Here is a 13,241-nt window from a genome sequence, read left to right as displayed (position 1 = left end):
ACCTGATGACTTACGAAGAGAAAATTTCAAAATTGCTGAATGTGCAGACCAGCCGCGTGGCTGCGGCTGTTCGCCTGTTGGATGAGGGCAACACCATCCCCTTTATTGCGCGCTACCGTAAAGAGATGACCGGTACGCTGGACGAAGAGCAGCTGCGCCAGGTGCAGGAGCATTTGAGCCGGCTGCGCACCCTGGACGAGCGGCGGGATACCATTCTGGCTTCCATCGCGGAGCAGGGCAAGCTGACCCCAGAACTGCGCGAGGCGATTCTGGGGGCGGAGACTTTGACCAGCCTGGAAGACCTGTACCTGCCGTACCGTCCCAAACGGCGGACGCGGGCTTCGATCGCAAAAGAGAAAGGTTTGCAGGGTCTGGCCGATCTGATTCTGGCGCAGCCGCTGCGCAGCTCAACCCCCGAACAAGCGGCGGCGGCTTATCTGAACGAGCAGGTGCCGGATGTGGAGAGCGCACTGGCTGGGGCGCGGGATATCGCCGCGGAGACGATCAGCGATCACGCGGAAGTGCGCGCGCAGATGCGTGCCAAGGCCATGCAGTGGGGTACGCTGCTGTGTGAAAAGGTGGAAGGCGCGGAAGACCCCAAGCAGGTTTTTCAGCTGTATTACGCCTATGAAACGCGGGTGGACCGCCTGCGCCCTCATCAGGTATTGGCGATTAACCGCGGCGAGCGCGAGAAGGTGCTGAAGGTGCGCATGGAAATGCCGGAGCGCGATTGGCTGGCGCCCATTCAAACCTTTTTCCGGGTGGAGCGCCGTTCGCCCTTTGCCGAACAGCTGGAGGAGGCCATTCGGGATGCAGGCGAACGCCTGCTGCTGCCTGCCATTGAGCGGGATGTGCGCCGTTCCTTGAGCGAAACCGCCGATCAGCACGCGATTCAGGTGTTCGCATCCAATTTGCGGGCGCTGCTGAGCCAGCCGCCCATGCTGGGACAGGTTGTCTTGGGGATTGACCCTGGTTTTCGCACCGGCTGCAAGATCGCCGTGGTGGACGAGACCGGTAAAGTGCTGGCGACGGACACCATCTATCCGCATGAACCGCAGAAGCGCACCAAAGAAGCCCTGGAAACCCTGCGGAAGCTGGTGGAACGCTATAAGGTGACGCTGATCACGATTGGTAACGGCACGGCATCGCGAGAGAGCGAACAGTTGGTGGCACAGTTGACGCGCGACCGTGCAGGCCTGCATTACCTGATTGTGAACGAGGCCGGGGCGAGCGTGTATAGCGCCAGCCCGCTGGCGCGGGCGGAGATGCCCACGCTGGATGTCAGCCTGCGCGGGGCGGTTTCTATCGCTCGGCGGGCACAGGACCCGCTGGCTGAACTGGTGAAGATTGACCCCAAATCTATCGGCGTGGGCCTGTACCAGCACGATGTGGATCAGGGGCAGTTGGCCGATTCGCTAACGGGCGTGGTGGAAAGCGTGGTAAACCGGGTGGGGGTGGACGTGAACACGGCCTCACCGGCACTGCTGACCTATGTGGCGGGGATTGGGCCGAAACTGGCTGAAAAGATCGTGGCCTACCGGGAAGAAAATGGGCCTTTCCAGAACCGTCAGCAGATTAAGAAGGTCAGCGGGCTGGGGGCGAAGGCTTTTGAACAGTCCGCAGGGTTCCTGCGCATCCGCAATGGGGATACGCCCCTGGATGCGAGCGCCATTCATCCGGAAAGTTACGCGGCGGCCAAGGCGGTGATGGAGCGGGCGGGTATCACGGTGGGAACTCCCGCCGATGAGAAAAAAGCCGCTCTGGAAAAACTGCGCAAGGCGCAGCCGATGGCTGAACTGGCGGCGCAGTTGAATGCGGGCGTGCCCACCCTGGAAGATATTTTTGAACAATTGGTGCGCCCAGGGCGCGATCCGCGCCAGGACCTGCCCGTGCCTATTCTGCGCAGCGATGTGCTTTCGATGGAAGATTTGACCCCGGGCATGAATATGAAGGGGACGGTGCGCAACGTGGTGGATTTTGGCGCGTTTGTGGATATTGGCGTGAAGCAAGACGGTTTGCTGCACCGCAGCCAGATCCCTGCCTGGGTGATGTTGCAGGTGGGCGATATTATTGATGTGCAGATTCTGGGCGTGGAAACAGAACGCGGGAGAATCTCCTTAAAGTGGGTCGAGTGAGGCGTATGTGAGTGCATTAGCGACGCCGCAGGCGGAATTTACGCTGAAACGAAAGTTTACCTCGGATCGGCGCAGCCCGGTGCGGTGGGTGGCATATCACGGACTGCGCAATTGGCCGATTGGCCTGGTGGCGCTGACGGGTGCGTTTGGGAACGCAGCCCTGGCGGCGGTTTTGCCGATGTTGATTGGGCAGGCGTTGAATTTGCTGCTTTCTCCGAACCCCACCCTAGAAGGACTGGGACGGATTGCTGCCTGGGTGGCACTTTCGCAGGGGGCACGCAGCGTGCTGCAGTGGATGCGCAATTTTGGCTTTGAACTGACCGCCCAGCGCGTGGAACGCGACGTGCGGGAGGACCTGTACGCGTCTCTGCTGGGCAAAAGCATGACCTTTCACAGCCTGCAGCCGGTGGGGGACACCATGGCGCGGGCAACCAACGATGTGCGCGAGGTCAATTTTCTGTTCAGCCCGGGTCTGAATATGGTTTTAGGCTCGCTGAACTTTCTGGTGATGCCGCTGGCGCTGGCCTCTCGGTATCACCCAACCTTGCTGCTGACCCCGCTGCTCTTTGTTCTGGTGTATTTTTACTCCCTGTGGCGGTATCTGCGCCGGCTGCGGCCGGTGACGCATGAGGTGCGCGAATCGTTTGGGGTGATGAACACGCGCCTGGCAGAAGCGCTGGACGGGATTGAGACGGTGAAGGGTTCGTCGCAAGAACGCAGTGAGGTGGAGCGATTTGGCGCCAACGCTCGCCGCTACCGCAACGCCACGGTGATGCAGGGGGATATTGAGGCGCGCTTTGTGCCTATGCTGTTGTTTAACCTGGCGCTGGCGGGCGGTTTACTGCACGCTTTGGTCTTGAATCATCAAGGTCTGCTGGATGTGGGGGGTGTGGTGGCGTACTTTGGGCTGCTGCTGATGCTGGATTTCCCCACGTTTGCCTCGCTGAGCGCCTATTCGCAGATTTCCTCCGGCCTGGCGGGTGCGCGGCGCATTTTGGAACTGATGAATCGTGAAAATAACCTGGATCAGAACATCGATGGGGTGCGGCAGACCATTCGGGGTGAAATTGAGCTGCGGAACGTGAGTTTTAGTTACGACACGGATGAGGCGGCGCTGGAGCAGATCAGCTTCCGCGTTCAACCCGGGCAAACCGTGGCAATAGTGGGGCAGACAGGATCGGGCAAGACCAGCCTGACCAAGCTGATCAACCGCACGCACGACGTGACCAGCGGACAGGTGCTGGTGGACGGCGTGGATGTGCGCGATTGGAATTTGGAAGCTTTGCGGCGCGGGATTTCGATCATTGAGCAGGATATTTTCTTGTTCTCGGATACGGTGGCGCGCAACATCGCCTTTGGGCGGCAGGACGCCAGCCAGGAAGAAATCGAAGCGGCGGCCAAGGCCGCCCAGGCGCATGACTTCATCATGAGCTTTGATCAGGGCTACCAGACGGTGATTGGGGAACGCGGGGTGACGCTTTCCGGCGGGCAGCGGCAGCGGCTGGCGCTGGCGCGGGCGTTTTTGACCCGCCCGCAGATTCTGATCCTGGACGATTCCACCAGCGCGATTGACAGCGCCACCGAGGACAAGATTCAACGGGCAATTTACAATGCGGCACAGGGCCGCACCACGCTGATCATCACGCACCGTCTGTCGCAAATTCGTTGGGCAGATTTGATTGTGGTGATGCGCAAGGGACGGCTGGCGGCGGTGGGAAGCCATGATGAATTGATGCGCACGTCAGAAGCATACCGGCGCATTTTTCGGGAAGTGTAGGGACTTATGCGGTTTTCTGCGGGCTTAGCGGCTGAAAAATATGACCGGCAATACTCCGACCGCGAATTGATCCGGCGGATTGCACCCTATTTCCGGGCGCAGTGGAAGCGGTTGGCGGGATTGGTGACTTTGGTGCTGCTGATTTCGGCAACCTCCTCCTTGCTGCCCATTTTGGTCTCGCGCGGGGTGGACCGGATTGAGGGCCGGGCAAGCTGGGAACTGGCGCTGACGTTGGGCGGCGCTGTGGCTGGGATTGGGATTGTGCGCTGGGTGGCCAACTGGGCGCGGCGCAGGCTCGCGGCTCGCGCGGTGAGCGATGTGATCCTTAACCTGGCCAAGGACGCTTTTGAGGCTTCCACAGCACATGATCTGTCTTTCCATGATGAACATTCCTCGGGAAAGATTCTTTCGCGCATCACCACGGACACGCGCGATTTTGGGCAGCTGATCAACATGACCGTGGACGTGACCTCGCAGGTGGCCGAAGCCGTCATTTTGGGGGTAGTGCTGGTGCGGATTGAGTGGCGGCTGTCCCTCTATATTTTTGCCCTGGTTCCGATTTTGTTCTTCCTGACGGTGATGTACCGGCGGTTTATGCGGCGGGTAACGCGCCAGGGGATGCGGGCGATGGCGGAGGTGAACGCGACCATCAAAGAGACGGTGAGCGGGATCGCTGTGGCGAAGAACTTCCGGCAGGAGCAGAATATTTACAACCTGTTTGAACGGGCCAACTCCACCTCGTACCGCATGAACGTGCGGCGGGGGCTGGCCTGGACGGTGGTGATCCCGACCCTGAACGGGGTGGGCGGGCTGGCCTCGGCTATTTTGGTGTATTTTGGCGGGATGAACGTGATTCAGGGGGTGGTGACGGCGGGAGCCTGGTATTTGTTCCTGCTGAGCCTGGACAGCTTCTTCTTCCCGGTGATGAGCATGGCGTCGTTCATGACCCAGATTCAAACCGGCCTGGCGGCGGCAGAACGCGTCTTTGCGCTGATTGATGCGGCGCCGGTGGTGAAGCAGACGGGAAGCGAGGCGGTGGGGCGGCTGCGCGGCGCGGTGGACTTTGTGCACGTCAATTTTCGCTATAAGGACGCTGAGCCGGTTTTAGACGATTTTTCGGTTTCCATCCGGCCAGGGGAGAACCTGGCGTTGGTGGGGCATACCGGCGCGGGGAAATCTTCGGTGGCGCGGCTGGTGGCGCGGTTCTATGAATTTCAAGAAGGCGAAATCCGCATTGACGGCCGCGATATTCGCAGCCTGGATCTGGAAGCCTACCGCAGGCAGTTGGGGATCGTTTCGCAGACGCCGTTTCTGTTCTCCGGCACGGTATTGGATAACATTCGTTACGCACGGCCGGAGGCGAGCGACGCGGAGATTGAAGAAATATCCCGTCAGGTGGGTGAAGGCGAATGGATTGAGACCCTGCCGCGCGGGTTGGACAGCGAAGTGGGTGAGCGCGGGGCTTTTCTTTCGATGGGGCAGCGCCAAATTGTGTCCTTGATTCGCGTGCTGGTGCAAAAACCGACGATTTTTATCCTGGATGAAGCGACGGCTTCGGTGGATCCCTTCACCGAATGGCAGATTCAGCAGGCGCTGAATTTGATCCTGAGCTCTACCACCAGTTTCTTGATTGCGCACCGCTTATCCACTGTTAAGAGCGCGGATCGGATCCTGGTGATGCGCTCCGGCAAAATCATCGAGACGGGCAGCCACCAGGATTTATTAGCTCAGGGCGGGCATTACGCGGAGCTGTACAACACCTATTTCCGCCACCAAAGCCTGGCGTATGTGGAACAGGCACGGCAGATCGCCTCAGGCTCCGGCGTCTAGCAGCTGAAGCAGGCTAGCGAGGTTCTCGCGGGAAATGCGGGTGAGTTCGGCGGGGGCGCTGTGCGGGTTGAACCAGCCAATTTCACTGCATTTTCCCGGCTCACGGATGGTAGGTTCACCTTCCAGCAGGGTGCACAGGTAGCTGGGCGAGACCCAATGCTGACCTTCTTCCGGCAAGATATGATCCACCACGTCTAATAAGCGCCCGACCTGGATGGTGATGCCGTATTCTTCGTGCATCTCACGGACGAGTGCGTGAGCCAAAGTCTCGCCAAATTCTACAGAGCCGCCGGGAAATTCCCACAGGCCGCGCTCATTTTTGGCCAGCGGGCCGCGGCGAGCCATGAAGACCGCGCCGTCCGCGCGCTGAATGACGGCACCCACCCCGACGCCGATGTAATCTACACCTCGTTTCATTGATACCCTCCTGAACCCTGTGTATGGATGTACTTACGGGTACAATTGTAACCGTGGAATGTGCCGTGCAGCGAGAGTGAAGCGATGAGTCGTTATTTGATCCCAGCCCAGGAAGCCCGCGCCGAAATCACCGTGGTGAACAGTCGTTTTATTGCCAGCGCCGCCCCCGCGTTCAGCGTGGATGAGGCGCGGGCTTTTATTCAGCGGATTCGCACGGAGTTCCCCGACGCCAGCCACCACGTACCCTGTTTTTTGGTGGGACATGGGGCCTCGGTGACGGCGCATTGCAGCGATGCAGGCGAACCTTCGGGCACGGCCGGGCGGCCTGCGCTGGCGGTGCTGCAAGGCAGCGGCTTGGGCGATGCGGTGGTGGTGGTGACGCGTTACTTTGGGGGTACCAAGCTGGGTACGGGCGGCCTGGTGCGGGCCTACAGCGACGCGGTGCGGGCGGTGTTGGCGGTGCTGCCGCGGGCGGTGAAAATTCCCACGGCCACTTTGATGGCGGCTCTCCCATACAGTTTTTTTGAGCCTGTTCGCCTGTTAATTGCCAGCCATCGGGGGGAACTGCTGGATCAGGATTTCGGCGCGGATGTGACGGTGAGTGTGCGCTTTCGCCTGGAAGATGTGGACGGCTTTCAGGATGCGCTGCGCGAGCTGACCCGCGGGACGGTTCAGGCGGAGGTGGTGGAAACTCAGCCCGATACCATTTTCCCAGTGACAGATGCGGACGCGGCCTAGGTGCGGGACTGGAACCAGTCGGGGGCCAGCACAGCCATGAGGTAGCTGGACCAAAACACGCTGCCTACTTTACGAAAATCGCGCAGATGCCCTTCGATCTGAAAGCCGGCTTTCTGATAACAGCGCACGGCGGGGGTGTTGAAGTCAAACACGCGCAAATCCACGCGGTGCAGCCCCAACTCCACAAAGGCAATCTCCAGAGCGGCGTTGACCATCTGCGTTCCTAAACCCGCGCCGCGGCCCTGCGCCTGGCCGACCAGCACCTTGCCGAGGGTAGCGGACTGGTTGCGCTCATCGAAATTGTACAGCTCGATGTGGCCGAAGACCTCAGCGCTGGGGGTGTGGACGGCTTTGTAAATGCGGCGCGGGGGCGGTTCAACCTGTGCGCTGGCGGCATATTCCAGAAGCTGCTGGCGGGTGAGCGGGGCGCGGAAGAACGGCCCAGACCAGAGCATTAAAAATTCAGCGTCGGGAATCCAGCCCAGCAGGCGGTCGACATCGGCAGCGGTGAACGGTTCCAGGTGGACGGCGGGGGGCATGGGGTCACTCCTGGGGAGGGACGGCGGATTTGGGCAGGCGCGCGGCGAGGGCCTGGGGGTCGAGCTGGGCAAATACTTCGTTAAACCAGGCGACCGCTTCCTTGTGGCGTTCAGCCAGGGTGGTCTTATCCACAAAATAGAGCGATTCGAGCCGGGCGATGACCTGGGGCGGCAGCTCGTAATACACATAGCGGGTGTGGAAATGGTGGTGAGCGGGCCGGTAGAGATAAGATAAGGCTTCCACCAGGGGACGCAGGGTGTAGCCCTGATAAAAAGCGAGAGCCTCCAACCAGTTTTGGCGGTGGATCTCTTTCAGGGTGAGGATTTGGAAAAGGTCAAACATCAGACGCAGGGTAGGCAAACGGCGGGCGGTTTCTTCCTGGAATTGGCCGCGATCGAGGTGGGGGACGTTGGAGATGCCAGCTTTATCAAATAAGAATTTGGCCTGGCCGTGAATTTCGGGTGTGAGGAATTTATCCGGGCTGGAGTGCTTGATCACGCACAGATCCAGCATGAGGAAGGGGCTGGTGTCGGCCAGCAGGATAAAGGTCTGGGCGTGGCCGTGCCAGGTGGGCTGGGGGAGGGTATATTGGATGCGGATGGGCGAAAGCTGCCGGAGCAGCGCTTCCAGGCGGGCAAGGATGGCTTCCACTTGATCATCCTCGACGACGAGCTGAAGGTCAATATCGGACCAGGCGTCCACACGGCCAAAGGCCGCCGCACCGGCTTCCCACATGGCCAGCACTTCTGGGCGGGGTTGAAGATCATCTACCAGGGTTTTTAGGATCGTTTCTCTCGTCAGGGTCATGGAGGACCTCCAGAAGATGAAATGCTGCTTCATGAATTGTACGGGTCTTGGGGTTTCTTTACACTGGCTGATTGGGCAGGTTTTTGCACAGAAACTGGGCCATCTGGTCGGCGCCGTTGATGACGGGGGACGCTGGACGGGGCAGGCTGAGCAGAGCAGGCAGTGTGTCCAGCCAGTCCATGCGGCGAAAATCGGCTTCGGGGATTTCGACGGCGGGCAAGTGGGCGAGGATGTACTCGGCCAGGGGACGCGCCTCGCGAAAGCCGCTGCGGCTGACAAAGGCGAAGGGGATGCGGTTCTGGTAGACTTCGGCGATGGTGCTGTAACCGGCCTTGCCCACAGCGGCATCACAGGCAGCCATCAGGTCGGGGTGGTAAAAATCAGAGTGGTGCGCGAGCAGGATGAGGTTGCCGCGGCGTTCATAGGGCTGCTGGACAGCGCCGGGAATCACAAAAAAGACATCGGGGTGGGCAGACAGGCGGTGCAGGTGTTCAAACTGATCGGGGATGCCGCCCATGGTGATGAGGACGGCGGGCGCATGCTCGGGAATGCCCAGACGGCGGCGGGTTTCGGCGCGTGAAGCGCGGGGCAGGCGGCTGGCGGGCAGGGCGCGCAGGTGTGCCTGGGGGTTGGGGGCGCAGACCGGCTCGGTTTGAATATGAAATGAGGCGGTGCGGAAGGCGGCTTCCAGAAGAGGGAGGAAAGCGGAAAACTGCGGGGCGCGTTCGAGATACCCAGTGTAGATCCAATCCCAGGTGAAATTTTCGATTAAGGCTGAGGGCAGCCTGGCGCTTTGGGCGGCCTGAAGACCGAGAGGGGAGATATCACACAGCACAGCGCGGCAGCCGAGGGCGCGCAGGTGTTGGGCGGACTGATCGGCCTGGAGGGGCAGGAAGGCGGCCAGCTTTTCCAACGTGGCGGGCAGGTTTTCTTCCATCGGCGAAGACTGCACCAGCCCCACATCGGCCTGGGTGGGGTGCAGGGTGAAGGCGGCGGACGGTAGTGCGTCTGCGAAGAACCAGGCGGGAACCTGGGTGAAAAGGTCAAAATGCAGACTGGGATTGAGGCGCAGCAGGGCTTCCATCACCGCACAGGCGCGGGAGGCGTGGCCAAAGCCGTGAGCGGTGATCCAATAGGCCCAGCGAACCTGCACAGCGGCGGTCATACGGCGGACGCCTCCTCCCATTGGAAAGTCTCCACTGGGCCCAGCGCCTGTCGCAGGGCAAGCTGGGTGAGCAGCAAGGCTGTGCCGCGTTCTCCGGAACCCAGCGAAACCTCGGCGGGCAGGAAAATGCGGCTGTCGGCCAAAATGCGCACGGGGCCGGGCAGCCCAAAGGGGGAAACTGCCCCGGGGGGACTACCGGTGACGGTCAGCACCTCTTCATCCGCGGCCATCGTCACGCGGGAGGTGCCCAGGTGCTGGCGCAGGCGCTTCCAGGGAATTTGCTGGGGGCCGGCGGCCAGCACCAGGAGAAACTGGGAATCAGGCAGGCGAAAGAGCAGGCTGCGGATGACCTGATCGGGGGATTGGCCGCGCTCGGCGGCAGCTTCTTCCAGGGAGCGCACGGGCCGGGTGTGGCGAAAGAGGCGGTAGGGGATACCGCGCGCCTGCAATTCACGGGCGGCGGGGGGCAGTTCAGAGTCCATGCGCGGCCTTATTCGGGGCGGGTTCCGAAGACCATATCCCACAGCGGCGAGCTGACGCCGTAGCGCTGATTGGGGGTTTTATAGTGGTGCTGCATATGATAGCGCTTGATAAACTTCCAGTAGCCGCTGCGCATGGCGAAATGGTGGGTGGCGTAGTGGATCATATCGTAGAGCAGATAGCCGGTGATGTAGCCGGAGAACAAGGGGCCGACCCAAAGCGGCGCATGGAGCCACACGGCCACAACCAGATAAAACAAGCCATAAAACAGGGCAGCCAGGGGGATGCTGAGCACGGGGGGCATGACCAGGCGAGTCTTGCACTGCGGCTGGGCATGGTGCACGCCGTGGAAGAGGAAGAAGATTTTTTCCTGGCGAGGAGTCTTGGGCGGATAATGAAACAGGAAGCGGTGCAAGGTGTATTCAGCAAAGGTCCACAAGAACAGACCGATGAGAAAAGCGGCGGGTAAGATGGCCCAGTTGGGAGCGGCGGCGCGCAGGACATCATACAGCAGGGCAAACAAGGCCACAGGCACCCAGAGGATGAGCACGGCGATGGGGCTGATGTGGGTGAAAAATTCTAAGAAATTGGATTGAAACAAGCGAATGGGCACATCGCTGTGGTCCGTGGGGAAATGATTGGCCATGCTTCATTCTCCTCGTGCTGGTTCTATAAATAAAAGACCGGATCTAGCTGTTTACCGCCAAAAGTTGAGAGAACTGGATTAATTGGAGGTCGGGGGATCTACACGCTCGACCAGAACGGTCAAATTGGCGGCCATCGCCGCGATAGCCCCGATGGCGGCCCACACAGGCAGGAGCAGAGCACCCACCACGCCCAGGGTGAGGGGGATCTCGATGAGAACTTCACCCTGCTCATTTTTGAGGATGATGCGGCGAATGTTGCCCTCGCGCACCAACTCTTTCACCTTGGCGACCACGGCTTCGCCCGTGACGCGAAACTCTTCGTAGCGAACTCTTTCTTCGGACATTTCCACTTCTCCTTATGATTTCGGCTTGTGGCGCTGATTCCACTGCCAGGGCCAAACGGCGGGGACGATGGCGGCGATGCCAAAGAGGAAGGCCAGAACGGCCAACAAAACGGCGATGGGGGCCAGCGGCAGAAGGGCCACCCCCACGGCGCCGAGAATCAGGCTTAAGATCAGCAGCACCAGGCCGATGCCGCCCAGGACGGCGGCCCATTTCCAACCGGCGGACTGACTGGCGACGCGCACACCGTTGATTTGGCCAGTTTGTCCGTGAATCCACACCGGCCGGCGGCGACCTTCGTCATCGAGATAGTACGAAGCGTACATGGGCAGGAGCAGCAGGGTCCAATGCGGGTCTAGATATTCCACCTGTAATTTGAGGCTGCGGGTGTGCTGCGCGCCGCCTGCCTGGCTGCATTCCTGCCCGGCTTTTTCGTCCAGGGCGGCGCGGGCGGCCGGCCAGGCGCTTTCGGGCGGTTCATCGGGCACGCGAATGATGCTGCTGCCCAGCAGGGCGGCGTCGTAAGCGCGGGCCTGTTCCAACGCATAGGAACCCAGAATCTTCTCGCGGGCGGCGTGGTCGCTGGCGGCAGGGGCGGCGATGTTGTGATAGCGGCGCTGGATCTGACCCAGGCGCGGTTCCCAGCGCACTCGGGTTTCGATGACCTCGCGCGACTGCCAACTGCCGCCGCTGTAATAATCCTGGGAGGATTTGACTTGATAATCGAAGCCGCTTTCAGCCTGCCAGGTGCCGCTGAGGGTGCTGTCTACCAGCCACATGGGCTGCCAGAGCGGGCGGGCGCGTTTGAGCAGGTTGGGTGCGGTGAAGTCCGCGGGGCGCAGCCAAACTTCCTTGACGAATTTTTCCACCGCTGGGGCCAGACTGCTGACCTGACGCTGGAAGGGCAGGAGCAATTCGGGCGGTTCCGTGCGCAGCCGGACTGGCTGGGATTCAAGCACACCCTGGGCGCAGTTGGGGCAGGGTTGGCCAAGCTGAGCGGGATCAATCAGAAAAGCCTGGCGGCAGGTGCGGCAGCCCGTGGGCTGAAGCTCTAGACCCCAGGCGGATTGGACTTCATCCAAAATTGTGGAATCCGTGGAAGAGATTGAGGGGGTGCTCATCAGGCGGCCTCCGAGTCAACCGCTTTGCGGTAGAGTGAGATGGCAAAGGCGGCGCCGATGCCGAGGACGATGAAAGAGATCACCAGGGTGATGGCCCCTAAGCCGCCTGCCAGGAGCAGAGGCAGGCTGATGAGACCGCCCAGCACGCCGGGGGCCAGCATGGCGGCGATGGTCGACCAGATTTTCCACCAGGCGACCGGCTTCTGACCAGCGATGGCGCCTGTCTGCCCGTTGATCATCACCTGATAGACCTTGTCTTCGAATTTATAGGAGGCCAGATAGACCGGTAGGAGGACGTAGCGCCAGGATTCATCGGCGAAATCCGCCACCATCGTAAAATTGCGCACATGCGAGGAGGAGATATCCGCATAACAGGCGTCGCGGGCTTTTTCGCGCATCTGAGATTTGCCCTCTTCCCAGGCCTGGGTGAGGGGGATATCGTAGGCGTGGGCCTGCCAACCAGCGAGGTAATCAGGCAGATAGGCGACCAGATCCCCCAGGTCAAAGGGTTGGATGCGGCCCAGGATTTTCTTACTGATGTGGGAGCTGCCCGAAATGAGCCAATCCTCCAACTGGACATTCACGCGCCCATTTTCCCAGCGCCAATCAATGACGGTGCGGGATTTCCACTCCTTGCTGCTGGAGTCATAGTAGCGTTCGGTACGCTCATAACCGACTTCGGCTTTCCAATCGGCCTGGATATGGCAGGTGAAGGTCCAGAAGGGCAGGTAAATGCCCAAAAAACGATCCAAAACGGAGGACTGGCCGAGAGTGTCGGGGTGGAACCAACCTTTGCTGAGCCATTCTTTGGCCACGCGGCGGTTGTTTTCTACGGGGATCTTGAAGGGGATGAGAAAGCGCGGGCGGAGCTGATCTTCGGCGGCCTGACGGAGGTTGACGCGGTTGGAGGCGCAGAAGGGGCAGGTGATGGAGAGGGCTTTGTTTTCCACCGCCAGACTGGCACCGCAGGAATCGCAGTGCAGTTCCATGCGGCCTGCGGTGCCCCAACCCTGCTCCGCTTTGGCGACGGTCTCCAGGGTGAATTCCAGCTTTTCGGCCTGACGGCCCACATGCTGGCCGTTGGCCTGGGTTTGAAAGCCGCAATGTTCACAGGCTACCCCGCCCGCGGCGACATCATAGCGGGTGGCGGCGCCGCATTGGGGACATTTGAAGGTGACCGGGGCTTCCGCTTCGGCTTTGGCCTGCACTGGGGCGTACACAGTAATGCCGGGCACTTGAGAG

At 60.7% G+C, this 13,241-nt stretch carries 13 protein-coding genes; 4 read left to right on the top strand and 9 right to left on the bottom strand.

Annotated features, from left to right (window positions below; all coding sequences use genetic code 11):
- Positions 1 to 5: 5 nt before the first annotated feature.
- The 3 genes from ADN01_RS08375 to ADN01_RS08365 are packed head-to-tail and all read left to right on the top strand — an operon-like array spanning position 6 to position 5,742.
- On the top strand, positions 6 to 2,135 hold the full coding sequence (locus ADN01_RS08375) for a Tex family protein (RefSeq protein ID WP_062418645.1): 2,130 nt from the start codon (positions 6 to 8) through the stop codon (positions 2,133 to 2,135).
- Between the two features lie 7 nt (positions 2,136 to 2,142).
- Positions 2,143 to 3,912 (top strand): ABC transporter ATP-binding protein, encoded by a 1,770-nt coding sequence (locus ADN01_RS08370; protein ID WP_062418644.1) that lies wholly within the window; start codon positions 2,143 to 2,145, stop codon positions 3,910 to 3,912.
- A gap of 6 nt (positions 3,913 to 3,918) precedes the next feature.
- Entirely contained in the window at positions 3,919 to 5,742 is a 1,824-nt protein-coding gene (locus ADN01_RS08365; RefSeq protein WP_062418643.1) for an ABC transporter ATP-binding protein, read from the top strand.
- Here ADN01_RS08365 and ADN01_RS08360 read toward each other — a convergent pair.
- A complete protein-coding gene (locus ADN01_RS08360; RefSeq protein ID WP_062418642.1) occupies positions 5,725 to 6,159 on the bottom strand; it encodes an NUDIX domain-containing protein in 435 nt (144 codons plus the stop codon). The two genes, ADN01_RS08365 and ADN01_RS08360, sit on opposite strands and share 18 nt — an antisense overlap.
- Before the next feature lie 84 nt (positions 6,160 to 6,243).
- Here ADN01_RS08360 and ADN01_RS08355 point away from each other — a divergent pair, with 84 nt between their 5' ends.
- Positions 6,244 to 6,897, top strand: a complete 654-nt coding sequence (locus ADN01_RS08355) for an IMPACT family protein (RefSeq protein WP_062418641.1) — start codon at positions 6,244 to 6,246, stop codon at positions 6,895 to 6,897.
- Here the strand turns inward: ADN01_RS08355 and ADN01_RS08350 are convergent.
- The 8 genes from ADN01_RS08350 to ADN01_RS08315 form a co-directional block, all read right to left on the bottom strand.
- On the bottom strand, positions 6,894 to 7,436 hold the full coding sequence (locus tag ADN01_RS08350; RefSeq protein WP_075071068.1) for a GNAT family N-acetyltransferase: 543 nt from the start codon (positions 7,434 to 7,436) through the stop codon (positions 6,894 to 6,896). The two genes, ADN01_RS08355 and ADN01_RS08350, sit on opposite strands and share 4 nt — an antisense overlap.
- Before the next feature lie 4 nt (positions 7,437 to 7,440).
- Positions 7,441 to 8,244 (bottom strand): hypothetical protein, encoded by an 804-nt coding sequence (locus ADN01_RS08345; RefSeq protein WP_062418640.1) that lies wholly within the window; start codon positions 8,242 to 8,244, stop codon positions 7,441 to 7,443.
- A gap of 58 nt (positions 8,245 to 8,302) precedes the next feature.
- Positions 8,303 to 9,409 (bottom strand): glycosyltransferase family protein, encoded by a 1,107-nt coding sequence (locus ADN01_RS08340; protein ID WP_062418639.1) that lies wholly within the window; start codon positions 9,407 to 9,409, stop codon positions 8,303 to 8,305.
- Positions 9,406 to 9,891 carry an aminoacyl-tRNA deacylase gene (locus ADN01_RS08335; protein ID WP_062418638.1) on the bottom strand — a complete coding sequence of 162 codons (486 nt, stop codon included), beginning with the start codon at positions 9,889 to 9,891 and terminating at the stop codon, positions 9,406 to 9,408. The genes ADN01_RS08340 and ADN01_RS08335 overlap by 4 nt, the downstream gene beginning before the upstream one ends.
- 8 nt (positions 9,892 to 9,899) lie before the next feature.
- Entirely contained in the window at positions 9,900 to 10,535 is a 636-nt protein-coding gene (locus ADN01_RS08330) for a sterol desaturase family protein (protein WP_062418637.1), read from the bottom strand.
- Between the two features lie 78 nt (positions 10,536 to 10,613).
- On the bottom strand, positions 10,614 to 10,880 hold the full coding sequence (locus tag ADN01_RS08325; RefSeq protein ID WP_062418636.1) for a DUF4342 domain-containing protein: 267 nt from the start codon (positions 10,878 to 10,880) through the stop codon (positions 10,614 to 10,616).
- 12 nt (positions 10,881 to 10,892) lie between these two features.
- A complete protein-coding gene (locus ADN01_RS08320) occupies positions 10,893 to 11,999 on the bottom strand; it encodes a hypothetical protein (RefSeq protein ID WP_062418635.1) in 1,107 nt (368 codons plus the stop codon).
- On the bottom strand, positions 11,999 to 13,234 hold the full coding sequence (locus tag ADN01_RS08315) for a hypothetical protein (protein WP_147239062.1): 1,236 nt from the start codon (positions 13,232 to 13,234) through the stop codon (positions 11,999 to 12,001). Before ADN01_RS08315 ends, ADN01_RS08320 begins: the two co-directional genes overlap by 1 nt.
- Positions 13,235 to 13,241 lie beyond the last annotated feature (7 nt).

The sequence above is a fragment of the Levilinea saccharolytica genome (assembly GCF_001306035.1).
Classification (GTDB): Bacteria; Chloroflexota; Anaerolineae; order Anaerolineales; family Anaerolineaceae; genus Levilinea; species Levilinea saccharolytica.
This window is presented reverse-complemented; position numbering and strand designations above follow the sequence as displayed.